Source organism: Acinetobacter sp. SwsAc6 (assembly GCF_013391565.1).
Classification (GTDB): domain Bacteria; phylum Pseudomonadota; class Gammaproteobacteria; order Pseudomonadales; family Moraxellaceae; genus Acinetobacter; species Acinetobacter cumulans.
Genome location: NZ_JACAXE010000028.1, coordinates 20,966 through 39,970, shown reverse-complemented (window position 1 = coordinate 39,970; position 19,005 = coordinate 20,966). Strand labels below are relative to the sequence as shown.

The 19,005-nt window shown below is 38.7% G+C and carries 17 protein-coding genes and 1 pseudogene; 14 read left to right on the top strand and 4 right to left on the bottom strand.

All coding sequences use genetic code 11. The features are described from left to right. Positions 1-78 precede the first annotated feature (78 nt). From HYG93_RS15335 to HYG93_RS15305, 7 genes are all read left to right on the top strand, one after another. On the top strand, positions 79-1,200 hold the full coding sequence (locus HYG93_RS15335; protein ID WP_106985215.1) for a phosphotransferase family protein: 1,122 nt from the start codon (positions 79-81) through the stop codon (positions 1,198-1,200). Further along, a complete protein-coding gene (locus HYG93_RS15330; protein ID WP_106985214.1) occupies positions 1,197-1,895 on the top strand; it encodes a histidine phosphatase family protein in 699 nt (232 codons plus the stop codon). The genes HYG93_RS15335 and HYG93_RS15330 overlap by 4 nt, the downstream gene beginning before the upstream one ends. Before the next feature lie 19 nt (positions 1,896-1,914). Then, on the top strand, positions 1,915-2,658 hold the full coding sequence (locus tag HYG93_RS15325; RefSeq protein ID WP_106985213.1) for an SDR family oxidoreductase: 744 nt from the start codon (positions 1,915-1,917) through the stop codon (positions 2,656-2,658). Between the two features lie 187 nt (positions 2,659-2,845). Continuing rightward, the gene (locus tag HYG93_RS15320; RefSeq protein ID WP_106985212.1) at positions 2,846-3,700 is read left to right on the top strand and encodes a methylated-DNA--[protein]-cysteine S-methyltransferase; all 855 of its coding nucleotides are present in this window, start codon (positions 2,846-2,848) and stop codon (positions 3,698-3,700) included. Beyond that, positions 3,684-4,361 carry an alpha-ketoglutarate-dependent dioxygenase AlkB gene (locus HYG93_RS15315; protein WP_178962614.1) on the top strand — a complete coding sequence of 226 codons (678 nt, stop codon included), beginning with the start codon at positions 3,684-3,686 and terminating at the stop codon, positions 4,359-4,361. Before HYG93_RS15320 ends, HYG93_RS15315 begins: the two co-directional genes overlap by 17 nt. Before the next feature lie 174 nt (positions 4,362-4,535). Further along, positions 4,536-5,246 (top strand): SGNH/GDSL hydrolase family protein, encoded by a 711-nt coding sequence (locus HYG93_RS15310; RefSeq protein WP_178962613.1) that lies wholly within the window; start codon positions 4,536-4,538, stop codon positions 5,244-5,246. A gap of 33 nt (positions 5,247-5,279) precedes the next feature. Continuing rightward, a complete protein-coding gene (locus tag HYG93_RS15305; RefSeq protein ID WP_178962612.1) occupies positions 5,280-5,876 on the top strand; it encodes a uracil-DNA glycosylase family protein in 597 nt (198 codons plus the stop codon). An 83-nt stretch (positions 5,877-5,959) separates the two neighbouring features. On the opposite strand, the gene HYG93_RS15300 is transcribed toward HYG93_RS15305, so the two are convergent. Together HYG93_RS15300 and HYG93_RS15295 are read right to left on the bottom strand one after the other, a co-directional pair. After that, complete coding sequence (locus HYG93_RS15300) at positions 5,960-6,439, bottom strand: pyridoxamine 5'-phosphate oxidase family protein (protein ID WP_106985208.1); 480 nt, start codon at positions 6,437-6,439, stop codon at positions 5,960-5,962. A 169-nt stretch (positions 6,440-6,608) separates the two neighbouring features. Beyond that, positions 6,609-7,472, bottom strand: coding sequence for a DMT family transporter (locus tag HYG93_RS15295; protein ID WP_372659130.1), 864 nt, complete (start codon positions 7,470-7,472; stop codon positions 6,609-6,611). Between the two features lie 208 nt (positions 7,473-7,680). On the opposite strand from HYG93_RS15295, the gene HYG93_RS15290 reads away from it, so the two are divergent. Next, positions 7,681-9,072, top strand: a complete 1,392-nt coding sequence (locus HYG93_RS15290) for a PLP-dependent aminotransferase family protein (RefSeq protein ID WP_106985262.1) — start codon at positions 7,681-7,683, stop codon at positions 9,070-9,072. Between the two features lie 83 nt (positions 9,073-9,155). Here the strand turns inward: HYG93_RS15290 and HYG93_RS15285 are convergent, their stop codons facing one another. After that, complete coding sequence (locus HYG93_RS15285) at positions 9,156-9,593, bottom strand: hypothetical protein (RefSeq protein WP_106985206.1); 438 nt, start codon at positions 9,591-9,593, stop codon at positions 9,156-9,158. A 160-nt stretch (positions 9,594-9,753) separates the two neighbouring features. Here HYG93_RS15285 and HYG93_RS15280 point away from each other — a divergent pair, with 160 nt between their 5' ends. Then, positions 9,754-10,440 (top strand): trans-aconitate 2-methyltransferase, encoded by a 687-nt coding sequence (locus HYG93_RS15280; RefSeq protein WP_106985205.1) that lies wholly within the window; start codon positions 9,754-9,756, stop codon positions 10,438-10,440. Positions 10,441-10,489: 49 nt separating this feature from the next. On the opposite strand, the gene HYG93_RS15275 is transcribed toward HYG93_RS15280, so the two are convergent. Then, entirely contained in the window at positions 10,490-12,001 is a 1,512-nt protein-coding gene (locus HYG93_RS15275) for a phospholipase D family protein (protein WP_106985261.1), read from the bottom strand. A gap of 165 nt (positions 12,002-12,166) precedes the next feature. Between HYG93_RS15275 and HYG93_RS15270 the strand changes: the two genes are divergently transcribed. The 5 genes and pseudogenes from HYG93_RS15270 (at position 12,167) to HYG93_RS15250 (ending at position 18,802) form a co-directional block, all read left to right on the top strand. Then, positions 12,167-13,282 (top strand): S-(hydroxymethyl)glutathione dehydrogenase/class III alcohol dehydrogenase, encoded by a 1,116-nt coding sequence (locus HYG93_RS15270; protein ID WP_106985204.1) that lies wholly within the window; start codon positions 12,167-12,169, stop codon positions 13,280-13,282. A gap of 199 nt (positions 13,283-13,481) precedes the next feature. Beyond that, positions 13,482-14,498 carry a flavin reductase family protein gene (locus HYG93_RS15265; protein WP_178962611.1) on the top strand — a complete coding sequence of 339 codons (1,017 nt, stop codon included), beginning with the start codon at positions 13,482-13,484 and terminating at the stop codon, positions 14,496-14,498. 22 nt (positions 14,499-14,520) lie between these two features. Beyond that, a complete protein-coding gene (locus HYG93_RS15260; protein WP_120365373.1) occupies positions 14,521-15,675 on the top strand; it encodes an acyl-CoA desaturase in 1,155 nt (384 codons plus the stop codon). 611 nt (positions 15,676-16,286) lie between these two features. Beyond that, a complete protein-coding gene (locus HYG93_RS15255) occupies positions 16,287-17,342 on the top strand; it encodes a 3-deoxy-7-phosphoheptulonate synthase (protein ID WP_120365372.1) in 1,056 nt (351 codons plus the stop codon). A gap of 272 nt (positions 17,343-17,614) precedes the next feature. After that, positions 17,615-18,802 (top strand): annotated as a pseudogene (locus HYG93_RS15250) (PilT/PilU family type 4a pilus ATPase). Positions 18,803-19,005 lie beyond the last annotated feature (203 nt).

The window sequence follows — 19,005 nt, the reverse complement described above, 5'->3', positions numbered from 1 at the left end:
CCTCGTGTTGACCATGCTATAAACAGTTCTAAAATAAATTTTTAGCTTGTAATAGATTCAAAATTAGGAAGAAAAATCATGTCAGTGATTGATGTAGGTGGTTCGGTTCGCGAGGGAGAAGAGCTGGATGTACGTGCCGTAGGCAATTGGCTGATTGAGCATGGTGCAGAAATTTCTGGTCCAGTTGAAGTTACTCAATATTCGGGTGGTGCTTCAAATTGGACCTATCGTTTAAAGTATAGTAATGAAGATTTAATTTTACGCCGTCCTCCAAAGGGAACCAAAGCCAAGTCTGCACATGACATGGCGCGTGAATATCATGTACAAAGAGCCTTATCTGAGTTTTATCCTGTACTCCCTGAAATGGTTGCGCTTTGTCAGGATGAATCAGTCATTGGTTGTGACTTCTATGTGATGAAGCGCGTAGAAGGGATTATTCCACGTGCAAATTTACCCAAAGAATTAAACTTTGATGAAAGCCAAGTTCGGGAATTATGCATTAATGTGATTGATAAACTCATTGAGCTACATCAAGTGCCTTATCAAGGCACAGATTTAGAAAAAATAGGCAAGGGCGACGGATACTGTCGTCGGCAAGTTGAAGGTTGGGATGCGCGCTATGAAAAAGCCAAAACCTTAAATGTTCCTTCTTTTAAATACGTCCGTAATTGGCTTAAAGACAATATTCCAGCTGACTCTAAAACTTGTGTGATTCATAACGACTGGCGTTTTGATAATGTGATTTTAGATCCAAATAATCCTACCCAAGTGATTGGAGTATTAGATTGGGAAATGGCAACACTTGGTGATCCATTGATGGACTTGGGTTCAGCATTGGCATATTGGGTTGAAAATGGCGATAACGCGATTTTTAAAGCGACACGCCGTCAACCGACAAATCTTAAAGGAATGTTTAGCCGTAAAGAAGTTGTTGAATATTATTTAGAAAAAACTGGGCTAAAAACAGACAATTGGACCTTTTATGAAGTGTTCGGTATTTTCCGTTTGGCTGTGATTGCACAGCAAATTTATTACCGTTACTACCATAAACAGACCAATAATCCTGCATTTAAAGATTTTTGGATTGTGATTCACGCTTTGCATATTCGTGCACTAAAACTCATTGGAGTCCAAAAAATTGAAGCCAATGAAGTCGCGCAAAAGTACATTGAAAAAATGAAGGAATTTTTAGGGAAATGACCACGCTTTATTTAATCCGTCATGGGCAAGCCTCTTTTGGTGCTGAAAGCTATGACAAGCTTTCTCCTAATGGCGAGCAACAAGCTATTGTACTTGGGCATTATTTTAATGACATTTTAAAAGAAGCACCGCAAGTTATTGCAGGCTCAATGCAACGTCATCAGCAAACTGCACAACTTTGTTTAGATGAATGTTTCCCTGAAAGTGACATCATTACGGATTCATCGTGGAATGAATTTAATCATCAGCAAGTATTTGCACAGTATGAGCCACGATTTAATCAACCGCATTTATTAAAAGAAGATGTTTCTAAGCATGAAAACCCGCGTGCTTATTTATCTAAAATATTTGAAGGCGCCATTGATCGTTGGACAGGCGGTGAATTTCATCATGAATATGATGAATCTTGGCCACAATTTAAAAATCGCGTCGAAACAGCTTTAGAAAACTTGTGCAATCAATTGGCTGAAACCAAACCGCGCTATGCAGTTGTTTTTACATCTGGAGGGGTAATTTCAGTCGCCGTCGGCAAAATTTTAGGGCTGAGTCCAGAAAAAACATTTGCACTCAATTGGGCCATTGCCAACACCAGTATAACGACGCTGCGTTTGGTTGGAAATGAACCGCAATTACTCAGTTTAAATGAACATCATTTTATAAAAACAGTTGATCCCAACTTATTGACTTGGATCTAAATTAAGCAAAGGAACTATCATGGCGAAAACAATTTTAATTACAGGTGCAAGCTCAGGGATTGGTGCTGGTATGGCACGCGAGTTTGCACAAAAAGGCTATAACTTAGCTATTTGTGCACGTCGTTTAGAGCGTCTTGAAACGCTCAAACAAGAATTGGAAAGCCAATATGGCATCAAAGTGATTGCAAAAACACTCGATGTCACAAATTACGACCAAGTTTTTGAAGTATTTCGTGCCTTTAAAGCCGATTTTGGCACTATTGACCGTGTCATTGTCAATGCAGGCGTTGGGGAAGGCCGTCGAATTGGTAAAGGAAATTTTGAAGTCAACCGTGCAACAGTAGAAACCAATTTTATTTCTGCATTAGCCCAGTGTGAAGCTGCCGTTGAAATTTTCCGTGCGCAAAATTCAGGGCATTTAGTTGTTATATCTTCAATGAGCGCTATGCGCGGCATGCCTAAACATTTAACCGCATACGGCGCAAGTAAGGCAGGTGTGGCTGCTTTGGCTGAAGGTATTCGTGCAGAGTTGATTGATACACCAATTAAAGTAACCACTATTTTCCCTGGTTATATTCGTACTGAAATTAATGAAGGTGCGAAAAAGTTACCCTTTGAAGTTGATGAAAAAACCGGTTCACGCTTATTAGCTGCTGAAATTGAAAAAGCGCCAGTTAAAGCTTATGTACCAAAATGGCCTTGGCTACCATTAGGTTTAGCAATGAAAGTTTTGCCACTGAAAATTGTGAACAAGCTAGGCTAAGCGTTCACAATAAATTTCAGAATAAAAAGCACCTTTAGAGGTGCTTTTTTTATCTATTCATCAATAATCTAAATAACTGACACAAGTGTAAAATTCAAATGAATGGCACAAACACAAGATTCGGATTTTTTCTTCATGCAGAATATGTTGTTATACCAATATGAGGCGAGACGAAGAGATCAACTTTATGAATCATGAATATGAAACTGCACAAATAGATCAATATGATCGTATTGCAGATGCAATTCGCTATATTCATCAACATTTTCAAGAGCAACCCAGTTTAGAACAGATTGCTTCTGCGGTGCACGTGAGTCCTATTCATTTTCAAAAACAATTTAAACATTGGGTGGGAGTCAGCCCGAAAAAATTTTTGCAATATATTAGTGTAGAACACGCCAAAAGCGTCTTAAAAAATTACTCTCTTACAGAAACTGTGTATGACACGGGATTATCTAGCCCTAGTCGTTTACATGACTTATTTATTCAAATTGAAGGGATGACGCCTGCTGAGTACAAAAAACAGGCCCAAAATTTAGTCATTCACTATCAATTTTCTGCCACACCATTTGGTGAAGTGCTCATCGCATCGACACACAAAGGTGTGTGCTGGATGGCATTTGAGTCGGATCAAAATTTGGCAGTCTCAAATCTTCAGCAATCTTTTCCGAAGGCCACCTTTCTTGCGCAGTCTGATCAGTTTCAACGTGATGCTTTGGCCATATTTGCAAAAGATCAGAGTTTGGCGCAAATTAAACTGCATTTAAAAGGTACGCCATTTCAGCTTAAAGTTTGGGCGAGTTTGCTTAAAATTCCGATGGGGCACTTAAGCACCTATGGTGATATTGCGCAACAGATTCAACAACCAACAGCCAGTCGCGCAGTAGGTACAGCAATTGGACGCAATCCAATTGCGTTTTTAATTCCATGTCATCGGGTTATTCGTGCGACAGGAGTGATTGGGGAATACCGATGGGGCGCACCACGTAAAACTGCAATCATTGGTTGGGAAGGGGTTAAAACCCATGAAAAATCTGAATGAAAACTTACATCCTACCAGTCAAGCAGAATTTGATTTTGACTCAAATTTAGCACCTATACAGCCCAATAATTTATTACCTTATGATGGTTGTGTTGAGTATCTCGGTAAAATTTTGACGCCTAAATGTGCAGATGAATATTTTAATCAATTATTCGAAGACATTTGTTGGCAACATGACCAAGCCATGATTTTTGGCCGATGCATACAGACTAAACGTAAAGTCGCTTGGTATGGTAATCAGCAATATTCTTATACCTATTCAGGTATTGAGAAAAAAGCCATGTTGTGGACGCCTGTTCTTTTAGAGCTCAAGGCTATTGTAGAAGCGCAGTGTGCTGAACAGTTTAATTCATGTTTATTAAATTTATATCATGATGGTAGTCAAGGTATGGCGTGGCATAGTGATGGTGAAAAAGATTTAAAACCGCAGGGAACTATAGCATCACTCAGCCTTGGTGCATCTCGTCGCTTTTTGTTTAAACACAAAGTCAGCCATGAAAAAATTGAAATTCAATTAATGCATGGCAGTTTGCTTTTAATGAAAGGTTGTACACAAAGTCATTGGCTCCATCATTTACCCACGACTAAACGTAATTTAGGTGCAAGAATTAACTTAACTTTTCGAAATATTGTGAAAAATGTGCCATCACAATTTAACTAAGTTTATTTTATTGTTATCTCAAAGAAGTATGATTAAGAGAGTAAATGACAGAAAAACACCCGAAATTACTAGAAACTGAATGCTGAGTTTTATTTGCTTTGGCTGTATAAATAGGCACTTATGTCATAATAGATCACAAAACTTACCCATCACTTTTTGATATAGGCCTTTATTATGTTTCTACGTGTAGCGACTTTAGCTTTGCTCCCAGCAATTGTAGTACAAGGGCTAAGTGTTAAAAAAAATACACCCCGCTTACCCGAAGCAACAGGCGATCGCCAAGGGCAGCAAGGTTCAGGCCCTATATTGTCACTATTAATTGTTGGTGATTCTGCGGCTGCAGGTGTAGGCGTAGAAACACAGCAGGATGCCTTATTGGGTGCCATTTTACAAAAATTGGATAAACATTTTACTGTGCATTGGTGTTTACAGGCTAAATCTGGCGATAGCAGCACTAAAATTATGCAAAATATAAATACTTTGCCAAGTACTCCTTACGATGTCGTAATTACATCTGTCGGCGTAAATGATGTTACTCAATTCATGGGTGCAAAAAATTGGATTGCCAAACAAAAACAACTTTATACATTAATTGAATCAAAATTTAGCCCTAAATTAGTGGTCGCAACAGGCGTACCACCAATGAATGAGTTTCCGGCACTTCCCAATCCATTAGGCTGGTTGTTTGGTCAATATGCAGCTCAAATGAATCAAAAGTTGAGAGCTTTCGTTAAACTGCATTCTAATATGCAGTTAATTGAATATGATTTGGCGCAATATAAAATGCTCAATTTGAGTATGGCTGAAGATGGCTTTCACCCCAGCAAAGAGGTCTACCAGATTTGGGGTTCCCAAGTTGCAGAAAAAATTCGTCAAGCGCTTTAATATAAACTTCTTATTTATGTATTTATCTCACCTATGTCTGATTCTGAACCTTGTATAGAAACGCATCCGCTTGAACCTTTTTTGCCAAAAAATGCAAAATTGTTGATGCTTGGTAGTTTTCCGCCACCTGAAAATCGCTGGAAAATGGACTTTTATTACCCAAACTTCCAAAACGATATGTGGAAAATATTTGGCTTATGTTTTTTTCAGGACAAAAACTATTTTTTGAATGTTGAAAATAAAACGTTTCAAGAACAAAAAATCCGAGATTTTTTAACTGAAATAGGGATTGGTATTTTTGATACGGCATATCAAGTGATCCGATTAAAAGGCAATGCATCTGATAAATTTCTGCAAATCCATCAAACATCTGATATTAAAAATATGTTGGAACAGATGCCTCATTGCCAAAGCATTATGACTACGGGTGATAAAGCAACAGATACATTAATGCTCTCTATGCCTGCAGGGACTAAAAAACCGCAAATTGGCCAAGCGATTGATACTTTTTTTGCAGATCGGCCTATTAGATTATATAGAATGCCATCTTCCTCCAGAGCATATCCACTAGCGCTAGAAAAGAAGGCAAAAGCATATAACCAGCTTTTTAAAGAGATTGGTTTTATATAATCTTTTATCAACTAAAGTAACTATTGGAAATAAACAAACTATTAGTAAGTTTTGGGTGCGTACAGATCTAAATGGAATGATGTTCAGGGCATCATTTGGGGATATTCAACCCATTTATGGGCATGGACTTGAAAATCACGTACTTGGTTAAAGTCATTCCAAATTAATTTACTGCCTTTCGTCCACTTCAGCATGCGGATACGCTGCTGTACCAAATGTAATTCTTCAGTCGTTGCAGGCCTTTTTTCACCAATAGTCACGTATAAACGTACACCTGGATAATCTAAAAATTGCCCCTTCAGCAAAGAACTTAACCAAAATAATTTGCTGCTATTAATTGCTTGGATGCAGACTTTGGGATTCACTGCTAAGTTTTGACCTAAGCTTTCAGCATAGCTATCGAAGAAAAAGCCTGAAAATTCTGTTTCATGCAAAAAAAGCGTACCGATAGGGGTAATATTCGGTTGCATAGCTACATCAACACTTGCAATTGAACAATGCATGGCTGCACGTTGAGCATTTGAAAAAACCGTTCTTATTTTTTGCCAAGTTTGTGGATTCATTCTATTTCCTTTTTATTATTTAGATTTTTTTTCTTTTGTTTGGAGTTGCAAACGCTATTTGCCTATGCGCTTAACTGTATCAAATTTTTAAGAAAAATTTTGACTGAACAATAGAAATGTATTGGTCAGTCATCCCGTTGTTTTTGAGTAAAACATAGCGTGTGATTTTTTATGCGTACTTTTTGGCCATTACCACACAGCTGACCACAGCTAGAGATACCGTAATCATGAGCAGGCTAATTTGCTCATTTAATAGTACGGCGCAAAGCATCAGGCCGATAAAAGGTTGAATCAGCTGAATTTGGCCAATTTTGGCAATACCACCTAACGCTAAACCCTTGTACCAAAAGAAAAATCCAATCAGCATGCTAAAAATAGAAACATAGGCCAAGCCTATATAGGCAGATGCTGGTATCTGTTGAAAATTATGAGGCCAATACACAAAAAACATTGGAAGCATAAGGGGTAAGGCGATAATGAGCGCCCAGCAAATCACTTGCCATCCGCCTAAAGTCCGAGACAGCACACCACCTTCTGCATAACCCAAACCGCAAAGCAGTACGGCAATAATCATATAGAGATCGCTGAGTGTCAGACCATGCATGCCAGACTGTTGTAGCATAAAGAAAATCACCAAAGCGCTACCAGCGCCTGCATAGAGCCAAAAGGTCAACTGCGGTATTTCTTTTGCACGAAGTACAGCAAAAAATGCAGTTGCTAAGGGCAGTAAAGCCACAAAAATGAGTGAATTGGCTGCTGTTTGAGTTTGCAAAGCAAGCGCAGTAAATAGCGGAAAACCAATGACGACACCAATCGATACAATGCACAAAGATTTAATTTGCTGGGTAGATGGTTTGGGCTGTTTAAGCACATACAATAAAATAAATGCCAGAAGTGCAGCGATGCAAGCACGTGCACCGGTCAGAAATTCAGGGCTGAAACCTTGTACAGCAACACGTGTTGCCGGCATTGAGCCTGCAAAAATAGCGACACCAATGAAGCCATGTAGCCAGCCTGTTTGAATGTTTTGAATCCTGAAGTTCATTTTCGCTCTTTTCATCTTTTAGTTAAGTAAGTGAGTAAAATGTAAATCATGGCATGACGATAAAACACATACAGTCCAGTACAATTTTAAATAACTGTTATGCTAAAAATACCCATACAATTTGCATTGAAGCGCATATTTTTATAATTTTAGCGCATTGGTGAGTATTGAAAAAATTGAATATTGGGCATGCAGCATGACAAAAATTGAATGGGCAATGGGGCAGATCAAGCTGCTAATTGAGCAAAAAAAATTGCTTGAAGGCAGCCGTGTGCCTTCAGTCCGTCAATATTCGAAACAGCTAGGTTGCTCGGTTTCAACTATTGTGGAGGCTTATGCGAGGCTTGTGAGTACAGGAGTGTTGGAATCACGCGTAGGTGCGGGCTACTATGTGCGCAAAAACTCGAACACAAACTCGTTATTGGCAGAACTTACAATTGAGTATAGCCGAGAAGTAGACCCGCTCTGGATTTCACGGCAGTCTTTAGATGCACATGACAATATGCTTAAACCCGGCTGTGGTTGGCTTCCTAAAGAATGGCTGCCTGAGCAAACACTTCGTAAAGCACTTAAACTGGTCGCGAAATCTGAAAGCCATTTTTTATTAGATTATTCTACGCCACACGGCCATGCCGATTTACGGCGCTATATTGCGCGTAAGCGTGAGGCTTATGATGTGCATTTAAATCTGCAACAGATTTTGATTAGTGATTCTGCAACGCATTCTATTGATTTAATTTTCAGAAACTTATTACAAGCGGGTGATTACATCATTATTGATGACCCGTGTTATTTTAATTTTAGAGCTTTAGCAAAAGCGCACAGGCTCAATTGTATTGCTGTGCCTTTTGGCAAGTATGGCCCAGAGATTGAAGCATTCAAACACGCATTGCAATTTCAGCCTAAACTGTATTTAACCAATTCGGGTATTCATAACCCAACAGGTGCAACGCTTTCAATGCAAACTGCCTTCGAGATTGCAAAATTGGCAGAACAAAATGGCTTAATGATTGTTGAAGATGATATTTTTGCTGAATTGGAATATTTTCATGCACCGCGCTATTTGACCTTGTTGGGTTTAAAACAGGTGATACAGATTGGCAGTTTTACCAAAACCCTCTCTGCAGCCGTGCGCTGCGGTTATATTATTGCGCAAGAGGCCATGATTGATCAGCTCATCGACCTCAACATTGCGACGCATTTCAATACCAGTCATTTGAATGCTGAAATTATTTATCAGACACTGACGGACAGCAGTTATATCCGGCATATTGAATGGATTAAAAAGCAGCTGCAAAAACACATGATGGCAACGGTCAAGCAATTAGCAGCATTGGATATACATCCTGTCGCAATGCCCAAAGCAGGAATGTTCCTTTGGTGTCAGTTGCCTGCGCATATAGATGCAGCTGAACTGTCTAAAAGCTGTCTGGCCAACGGTATTATTCTTGCTCCGGGCAATTCATTTAGCCAAGCGAAAAATGCACACCAGTTTATGCGTTTTAATGTTGCGCAGTGTATAGACAAAAAAGTCTACGATGTTTTGGCCGCATGTTTGAATTCACAAAAAATATTGCATGCGGGTTAAAGTGATGCAATCTAAAAAATCTTTAAGATATAAATTTTAGATTCGACAGAACAAAATGAAATGACAGTGCAAAAAATGCATGATCAGCCGTCATATTCAACATAATCCCACAGATTTAAACGGGCTTTAATTTCTTTACGGATATTGGGCATCATCGGCAGCAAGGTGCCGTCAATCCAAAGACTCAGCGCTTGCGCAGACAGTTGCTGTTCATTTGCATCAATTAACTGCGCGCCTTTAACCAGCACCAATGTTTCACTTGAAGCTGGAGTTTCAATGCCTTTGAATAATACTTGCAACTCATAACCTGTATCTTGAATCAGCCATTCCAATTCAATTTGAATATTTTGGCTCGACTTTAAAACAGCTTGTCCTTCAATCAGTTCATTTTCAGAGAGGCAATCATGTTCAACACGGACTTTAGAGAGCATCCATTCTTGCGCTTCTAAGTCGTTTAAAGTCTTATTTGGCGTTAAAATATCACTTAAATTAAACTGACGGCTTAAATCAAAAAATTGCATAGGAGGGAGAATCGCAATAATAGCGGGGCACAGAAAAAATACAATTTTAAAGCAATGAAATATGGCTGTAAAACAATTGCATAAACTGATCTTTATTTTGTATAAAGAATAAACATTTAAATATCAGTCCAAATAAGAAAATGATTCGGAGGAGCTAAAAATGCAGCAAGACGTTTTATGTCCGATCGACCTTAGAAATGAAGCGGACGCAGTGCAGTGGGCCAATGAAGTCAATGTGAAACGGCCGTGGCGGTATGAAATATTTGATGATTACGCAGCTGAAATATCCCAGCATGCGCCAAATGCCCGCATTTTGGAGCTGGGTTCAGGTCCGGGTTATTTGGCGTCCCATGTGTTAAAACATTGCCCGAATATCCAATACACCGCTTTTGATTTCTCAGACGCCATGCATACCTTGGCTAAAAATAGACTATCAGCATCAGAACTGAACAGAATCCAATTTGTAACGGGTAATTTTAAAGACCGTCATTGGCCGGATTTATTGCTGCAGAATTTAAGACAGCAGCAGTCCATCGAACTCAATGCAAAAGCTGCGCCTGCTGAACCGTGTATCGGCGTTTTTGATGTCATTATCATTCATCAAGCCTTGCATGAATTGCGCCATAAATGCCACGCAGCTCAATTTCATCAAGCCGTTCAAATGCTGATGCATCCGCACAGCGTTTATTTTGTCTGTGACCATATTTATGCATCAGATGCGATGCAAAATAATGAACTTTATATGTCAATTGATGAGCATGAAGAGGGTTTGACACAAGCGGGATTCAACAAAATTAAGTTTATTAAAAATTTAAAGGGTTTGGCTTTATTTAGAGTTCAGCGGTAACTCTTCATGATTTTGCCACTGAAAAGTTAATTATGTCATTCATTTGCAATTACATCATCCATTCAAGTGGCAAATAAGACACGAACTTCATACTCAATCTTTGGAATTTAGTTGTTTCGGGTTCTTGTTTTAATTCTTTGATTGTCCCATTTGCCTGTCGATCTAACCAAATTAAATCATTGTTTTGATCCAGTTTAACTTCATAGGCAATATGTGGAAGGTATTGATCTAATGATGCAGAAATTTCATTTTGTAATTGCTCAGACTCAACGACTAAGCCAACTTCAGTATTCAAGTTTGCTGATCGTGGGTCGAAATTAAATGAGCCAATAAAGACCATTCCATCTATATCAAAGAATTTTGCATGTAGACTCGATGCATTTTTACCTTTAGCGGGAATAATATTTCCCGTGACAATTTCATACCATGTGCGCTTATTACGTTCAATATACGGTTTAAACTCATAAAGTTTTACGCCATTTTTGAGTAAATCCTTACGGTATTTTTGGTAAAAAGAGTGTACGACCGCGACATCATTGGCAGCTAAGGAATTGGTGAGTACACGAACTTTTACCTTATTTTGTGCTAAAGCACCTAAGTAAGCTGTAGCTTTTTCAGTAGGCACAAAATAGGCCGATACCAATTCCATATTGTGTTTTGGGTTGCCCATTAAATGCTGCATTTGTTTGTAAATGAGCTGTTGATCATGCGCTGTTCCACGAATTTTATTAGGATGGTCTGCGATAAAGTGCGCATTTGCCCAGCGAATTTGTTTTTGTTTTAACTCTGCTGACAGAACTTTTTGTGCATATTCAATGCGATTCTCTACATTATTTTTACGCACAGCATCCAGTTCATAATGTTGCCGTAACTGAGCTAATTCAGCCGTAGAGCTGGATCCTAAAAGTTGAGTTACGCTATAGCTCAGATCATCATTCCAAAATTGTAGAAAAACCGCGTTGGCTTCTTGCACGGCTATGCCATAAAACAAAATATCTAAATCGGTAAATTGAAAGCTTTCACTTGCATCAAAGTATTCTCGGCTAATATTTCGGCCACCCGTTACAGCAATTGCACCATCCGCAATAATCAATTTATTGTGCATGCGGTGGTTAATCTGCTTTAAGCGAAATGCGTAATCAATGACACGAAAATTTCGGTATTTATAAGGATTAAAAATCTTAATAGAAAAATTAGGATGTGATGCCAGTGCCTTTAGCGTGTCATCTAATTGAGTTCCATTTTGATCATCAATTAATAAACGAACTTTTACCCCACGATCTGCAGCTTTTAATAATTCTTGCAACATCATGTGGCCAATAAAATCATCTTTCCAAATATAGTATTGCAAGTCGATATTGTGCTTAGCATTCCGAATAAGATGTATACGAGAGGCAATACTCATAAAAGCATCATCTAAAGCTAAAAATGCAGTTTGACCTTGGGCTAGTGCTGCTGCGCTATTTTCATCATTTAACCAATGTGCCGATGAAACAGAAATTGGCTTATCTTTTGGTGCTTGATTCATAGCTAAACTACATCCCACTAATGGTAATAGCATGATGGGCAGTGCAACTGTTTTTAGCGTGATGTCTTTATACATAAATGATTTATTTCGCTATAAATTTTATGATCAGAATATCACCATGTTAAAGGTTGCTTCTGCGAATAAAAAGCGGTTACTGTAGCTCATCTGTTAATTTAGCCTCTACAGGAAGTTATCCTTATGAAATCACGTGCTGCTGTTGCATTTGGGCCAGGTCAACCCTTAAAAATTGTAGAAATTGATGTCGCACCACCTCAGGCGGGTGAAGTATTGGTTAAAATCAGTCATACAGGGGTTTGTCATACAGATGCATTTACTTTATCTGGTGATGATCCTGAAGGCGTTTTTCCTGCTGTGTTAGGTCATGAAGGCGCAGGTGTTGTAGTTGAAGTTGGCGAAGGTGTTACCAGTGTTAAACCTGGTGATCATGTTATTCCACTTTATACAGCAGAGTGCGGTGAGTGTTTGTTCTGTAAGTCTGGTAAAACCAACTTATGCGTTTCTGTACGTGCAACTCAAGGTAAGGGTTTAATGCCAGATGGTACGACTCGTTTTTCTTACCAAGGTCAACCTATTTACCACTATATGGGATGTTCGACTTTCTCTGAATATACCGTTGTTGCGGAAGTGTCTTTGGCAAAAATCAACCCAGAAGCGAACCATGAACATGTCTGCTTATTGGGCTGCGGTGTAACAACAGGTCTAGGTGCTGTAAAAAATACCGCTAAAGTGCAAGAAGGCGACACAGTTGCAGTATTTGGTTTAGGTGGTATTGGTTTGGCTGTTGTACAAGGTGCAAAAAAAGCCAAAGCTGGCCGTATTATTGCGGTAGATACCAACCCAGAAAAATTCAAATTGGCTGAAGATTTTGGTGCGACCGATTTTGTTAATCCAAAAGAGCACGATCGTCCTGTACAAGAAGTGATTGTAGAAATGACAGGTTGGGGTGTAGATCACTCCTTTGAATGTATTGGTAATACTAATGTGATGCGTTCAGCATTGGAATGTGCACACCGTGGTTGGGGCCAATCAATTATTATTGGTGTGGCAGGTGCTGGCCAAGAAATTTCTACGCGTCCATTCCAATTGGTCACTGGCCGTTCATGGAAAGGGACTGCTTTTGGTGGCGTAAAAGGTCGTTCACAATTACCAGGTATGGTCGAAGAAGCAATGAATGGTGATATTCAACTTGAGCCGTTTGTAACCCATACGATGGGCCTAGATAAAATCAATGAAGCCTTTGACTTAATGCATGAGGGTAAATCTATTCGCTCAGTGGTTAATTTTGCAGAATAAGCTTAAATCTTAGTGATTTAGTCAAATTTAAAAACCAAGCTTCGGCTTGGTTTTTTACATTGATTGTTAGACAAAAATGATAAAAAGTGTGAAAAACACCTGTTTTGACCTGAAATGACATAGTCCATTTTTTCGAACGACTATATTGTATCCAGCAATAAAAGAACAAATGTATATTAATAATTTTACAGGGGGCAATATGAACACAGCAGTCTATACACCTGAATGGGTTCGCGAAGATTTTGTTGACTTTGTTGCAGAAAAATTTCATCCAACATGGGCATGGAAAAAGGTCAAAGCCGAGCTGGTTTCGAAGCGTGCTTTAAGCCAAGATTTTCATGAGTTTATATTGCGTCCAAATCATAATTTTGATGCAAGTAAGTTTCAGGCTGGTCAATCGCTTTTAGTCACCGTTGTGGTGAAAGGTGTGCGCCAGCAACGTAGCTATAGCATTATCAATATGGATGAATATGGCATTCATATTGCAGTAAAACAACAGGGCGTAGTTTCAAATGCTTTGGCAGCAATGCCGATCCATTCGGTGATTGAAATTTCGCAAGTACAAGGCGAATTTACGTTAAACACACCATCTACAGAGCCAGTTTTGCTGATCGCATCAGGCAGTGGAATTACTGCAATTTATTCACTCCTGAAGCATGCGATAAAGCAAAATCAATCAATTGAAATGATCTATTTTAGCCGTGATAGTGCTTATCATCATGAAATTGAAAGTTTGCATCAACAGTTCCAAAATTTTACATATCATCTTATCGATACCAGCAAAACCAAGTTGCACTTCAGTGAAAAATTACTGAAGCATTTGGTCCCAGATTTTGAAAGTCGCATGTGCTATGCCTGTGGTACAGCGGGCATGATGCAAGACTTACATGCATTGTATGAATCTGCTAAGCGACAAAATCAGCTGAAAACTGAATATTTTCAGTTAACGATTGATCCTACATTAGAGGCGCAACAAGTGACTTTTGCACGCGCACAGCAGACCTTTATGGCAGATGCTAGCTTGCTTGAAAGTGCTGAAAAGGCCGGATTAAAACCAGCGCATGGCTGTCGAATTGGCATCTGTAACACTTGCTCTTGTACCAAAGTGCAAGGCGCCGTACGCAACGTGCTCACTGGTGAAATTGACCAAGGCAATAATACACAAATTAAATTGTGTATTTCTCAGGCCATCAGTCCAGTTGTAATTAATCTATAAAGTATTTTGGGGAGTAATAAAAATGAATAAACCCGTATTTTTTAATGAAAAAAGCAAGTCTCACTACTTAAGTTCTGAACAAGTAGAAGAGCTGGGCGCAAAAATTGAAGCCATCCGTCGTGAAGTGATGGACAGCCTCAATGAAAAAGATGCGCAATATATCTATAAAATTCGCAACTTTGTACGTTATAGCGAAATTGCATCGCGTGGCATGCTCATGTTTGCAGGTTGGGTGCCACCAGTATGGCTCTTGGCTACAGGGTTATTAGGTATCTCTAAAATCGTTGAAAACATGGAGCTTGGCCACAATGTGATGCATGGTCAATTTGATTGGCTGAACGATCCTAGTTTGAATGGTGCTAATTATGATTGGGATACAATGGCCACTGGTCAAGATTGGAAATATACCCATAATTACGTCCATCATACCTATACCAATATTGTCGGTATGGATCATGACGTTGGCTATGGACTGATTCGAGTAAGTGATTCGCAAAAATGGGAGCCACGCTTCTTGTTTAATATTCCACTTGCGATTCAACTGATGGTGTTTTTTGAATGGTATGTTGGAATTCAACGCTTACACTTAGAAGATGTAATAGCGTATAAAACCAAAACTTGGGCACAAGTGTGGGAAGAAGCGGCCGATGTCCGTAAAAAAATGAAACGCCAAATTCTAAAAGACTATGTATTTTTTCCATTAATTGCTGGGCCTAATGCAATCCCAGTATTTGCAGGTAATGCAGTTGCAAACGTGATTCGTAGTTTATGGGCATCTGCAGTAATTTTTAACGGACATTTCACAGAAGATGCTGAAACTTTTGAAATGGACAATACAGAGAACGAAACCCGCGCAGAATGGTATTTACGACAAATCCGTGGTTCGAGTAATTTCACAGGCACACAGTGGTTGCATATTTTAAGTGGTAACTTAAGCCATCAGGTTGAGCATCATTTATTCCCAGACATGCCAGCCAACCGTTATGCCGAAGTTGCGCCAAAAATTAAAGCGTTGTGTGCTGAATATGGTATTAACTACAATGAAGCCAGCTTTATAAAGCAGTTTGGCAGTGTTTGGGTACGTTTGGCGAAAGCATCATTACCTAATGACTGGAAAGCAGAAGCAAAATATTATGCTACTAAAGCCAAAACACGTTTACAGGCTTTATTCGGTTAAATTAAGCAATAGAGTTTAAACTCGATGAGAAAGCATCAATTCTGAGTTTTTGAAGGATTGATGCTTTTTATACTACAGAAACATCAGCCTGTTTGTCGTTCAGCATAATTTAGACCCGTCGAGAAAATGATTTAAATATTAAAAACAGTAAATGAACTATAAATATAGCTAAAATGTGCTTTCGAGTAAAAAATAGTGTAAATATTTAGCAATAATTTATTGAAATGCTATTGTCAAAGTATTGAATACAGCGTATTTTAATTTTCAGACAGATACCTTTTGATGAAATCAAGATGTTAAAGCAACCATTAATCTCAAACGCTTACTATTATTTTTGGCAATTTAGATAATTGCCTGAACGCGTTCGGGCACGGAAAATGGTTGCCCACCAAGTTTATACCTGATCGGCAACCCTGATCAGGTTTTTTTATATCTCGATTTTTATAACACTTTTGGAAGATTAGACATGATGACTTTTAACTATTCATATTTTAGCAGCGCATATTGGTTTTACTTTAGTCAATTTATGACACTCAGCCAGCAATCCCTTAGACCCATAACGCTCAAATAAAAGATCGGACTGTCATGCGCACAGTCCAAAGGAATGACCAATGAATGCCTTAAATATCACATTAGAAAAAACTGTTACAGCAGAAACTATTTTAAGCTTACCGCACCAATTGAAAGCGCAATTACCACTTTCAAATACATTGGCAATGCAAATTGCGACTCAGCGTCAAACTATACAAAATATACTCGAAGGCAAAGATCGCCGTTTAATGGTCGTTACTGGACCATGCTCCATTCATGACCCTGTTGCTGCACTTGAATATGCAGAAAAACTCAAAAAAATTCAGGCACAAGTTCAAGACCAAATATTCCTTGTCATGCGTGCATACATTGAGAAACCACGTACCACAGTGGGTTGGAAAGGTTTCCTATATGATCCAAATTTAGACAATTCATCAGATATGCAATCAGGTTTACAAAAGTCACGTGAGCTTTATTTGCAAATTATCGAAATGGGTTTACCTATTGCATCAGAAATTTTAAGCCCAATGGCCACAGCCTATTTCGATGACTTATTGGCATGGGGTGCAATTGGTGCACGCACCAGCGAATCACAAATTCACCGTGAAATCTCGAGTCACATGCCTTATAGCATTGGCTTCAAAAATGGTACAGATGGCTCAATTCAAATTGCTTTAGATGCGATTCAATCTGCATCGCAACCGCATCAATTCATGGGCATGAGTCAATCTGGGTTACCAAGTATTTTGATGTCTAAAGGTAATCCAAAAGCACATTTAATTTTACGTGGTTCAAATACTGGCCCAAACTATGCCTTAGCTGAAATAGAAAAAATCCAAGCGAAAATTAAGAATGAAATGCCAGCTTTAGTGATTGATTGTAGCCATGGAAATAGCCGTAAAAATCCAATGTTACAGCCTGAAGTGCTACGCACAATTGTATTAGAACGTCAGTTAAGTAATGTGCGTGGTGTTATGTTAGAAAGCTTTTTGGTGGATGGCGCACAAAAAATTTCTGACCAGATGTGTTATGGACAATCTGTAACTGATGGTTGCTTAGGATGGAGCAAAACCGAGGATCTTTTACTTGAAGTTGCCGAACAATTACGTACTCAAAGTTTAAAGCGTAGCGCGTGAAGATTATGATCAACTTTTGGAAGTGGCTGAGTATTTGACTTGGCCACTTTTGTGTTTACATTTGCATTTTAGTCCAGCGACAAAAGGTCATAAGTCAATATTTTACCTATAAATATGATGATATAGACATTTTTTATTAGAAAATGTTTTAAAATTAGATGTTTATAATTGAGCGCATAATAAAAAACATGCACAATTGAATTTTAAAAAATAATCATGAGTAGGCTTTACTCGATTAAGTCTACTGCTTTTTGTGTTTGGGGAAAACCACTATGTACTCAGCTGAGTTGCTTGAAGAAGCACGTCGCTTAATGTTCCACATGTTAACCAAAGTTGTTGAGTACGGCGGTTCTGACTTATTCATTACGGCAGATTTTCCACCGAGTATTAAGCACCAAGGTCTAATGAAGCCTTTTGGTCAACAAGCATTAACACCAGATAAGACCAAATTATTTGCATATAGCTTAATGAATGAAAAGCAACGTAAAGAATTTGATGCGGAACTAGAATGTAACTTTGCGATTAGTGTGCCAGAAATTTCACGTTTTCGTGTGAATGTATTTCAGCAACAATTAAATGTAGGTATGGTCATTCGTACCATTACCAATGAAATTCCAACATTTACCCAGTTAAAATTGCCCGAATCACTTAAGCATGTGATTATGGAAAAACGTGGTTTGGTATTGGTTGTTGGTGGTACAGGCTCTGGTAAGTCAACTTCCTTGGCTGCCATGATTGACCATCGCAATGAAAATTCAGCTGGTCATATTATTACGGTTGAAGACCCAGTCGAATATGTACATAAGCATAAAAAATCGATGATTACCCACCGTGAAGTTGGTGTGGATTGTCATTCTTGGCACAACGCCTTAAAAAATACCTTGCGCCAAGCACCCGATGTTATTTTAATTGGTGAGATCCGTGATACGGAAACCATGGAACATGCGATTGCCTTTGTTGTAACAGGGCACTTATGTTTGGGGACTTTGCATGCCAATAATGCCAACCAAACCTTGGACTGAATTATTAACTTCTTCCCAGAAGAGCATAGAAATCAGTTGCTTATGGACTTATCGTCTAATATGAAGGCGATTATTTCGCAACGTTTAATTCGTACAGAAGATGGTAAAGGGCGCCGTGTTGCTGTGGAAATTATGTTGAATACACCATTAATTTCAGACTTGATTTTAAAAGGTGAATTCCATGAATTAAAAGGAATTATGGCAAGATCACGTGAGCTTGGTATGCAGACTTTTGATCAGGCATTATTTGATTTATATAACGAAGGCGCAATTTCGTATGATGAAGCGCTGCGTAATGCCGATTCAACCAATGAGTTACGTTTACAAATTAAATTGAAAAGTAGCCGTGCAAACCCTGCACTCGAGTCAACCTCTAGTTTTAGTATGATGAGTGAAAGCAAGGAAGAAGAGCCCGCTGAAGGTGAGAAGGCATCCTAAGCAAATTTGCTCGTATTTAAACGTATCGCTATTGAATAAAGGTATGATAAAAATCATGCCTTTATTATTTTTAATTCGGGTTATTCGTACAATTCATATTGAGAAAAACCTGAATTCTATTGGTTTTAAACATAACAAAACGAGATAGGTTAGGCTGAGTCGAACCAATTATTATCACTGAAAAATAAAATCAGCCATCTGGC

Bases quoted from the DNA above. Each gene is read 5' to 3' on its own strand.
- HYG93_RS15275 (WP_106985261.1), bottom strand. From the start codon at position 12,001: ATGCTATTACCATTAGTGGGATGTAGTTTAGCTATGAATCAAGCACCA.
- HYG93_RS15325 (WP_106985213.1), top strand. From the start codon at position 1,915: ATGGCGAAAACAATTTTAATTACAGGTGCAAGCTCAGGGATTGGTGCT.
- HYG93_RS15280 (WP_106985205.1), top strand. From the start codon at position 9,754: ATGCAGCAAGACGTTTTATGTCCGATCGACCTTAGAAATGAAGCGGAC.
- HYG93_RS15260 (WP_120365373.1), top strand. From the start codon at position 14,521: ATGAATAAACCCGTATTTTTTAATGAAAAAAGCAAGTCTCACTACTTA.
- HYG93_RS15310 (WP_178962613.1), top strand. From the start codon at position 4,536: ATGTTTCTACGTGTAGCGACTTTAGCTTTGCTCCCAGCAATTGTAGTA.
- HYG93_RS15315 (WP_178962614.1), top strand. From the start codon at position 3,684: ATGAAAAATCTGAATGAAAACTTACATCCTACCAGTCAAGCAGAATTT.
- HYG93_RS15265 (WP_178962611.1), top strand. From the start codon at position 13,482: ATGAACACAGCAGTCTATACACCTGAATGGGTTCGCGAAGATTTTGTT.
- HYG93_RS15290 (WP_106985262.1), top strand. From the start codon at position 7,681: ATGACAAAAATTGAATGGGCAATGGGGCAGATCAAGCTGCTAATTGAG.
- HYG93_RS15305 (WP_178962612.1), top strand. From the start codon at position 5,280: ATGTCTGATTCTGAACCTTGTATAGAAACGCATCCGCTTGAACCTTTT.
- HYG93_RS15285 (WP_106985206.1), bottom strand. From the start codon at position 9,593: ATGCAATTTTTTGATTTAAGCCGTCAGTTTAATTTAAGTGATATTTTA.
- HYG93_RS15335 (WP_106985215.1), top strand. From the start codon at position 79: ATGTCAGTGATTGATGTAGGTGGTTCGGTTCGCGAGGGAGAAGAGCTG.
- HYG93_RS15320 (WP_106985212.1), top strand. From the start codon at position 2,846: ATGAATCATGAATATGAAACTGCACAAATAGATCAATATGATCGTATT.
- HYG93_RS15330 (WP_106985214.1), top strand. From the start codon at position 1,197: ATGACCACGCTTTATTTAATCCGTCATGGGCAAGCCTCTTTTGGTGCT.
- HYG93_RS15300 (WP_106985208.1), bottom strand. From the start codon at position 6,439: ATGAATCCACAAACTTGGCAAAAAATAAGAACGGTTTTTTCAAATGCT.
- HYG93_RS15270 (WP_106985204.1), top strand. From the start codon at position 12,167: ATGAAATCACGTGCTGCTGTTGCATTTGGGCCAGGTCAACCCTTAAAA.
- HYG93_RS15255 (WP_120365372.1), top strand. From the start codon at position 16,287: ATGAATGCCTTAAATATCACATTAGAAAAAACTGTTACAGCAGAAACT.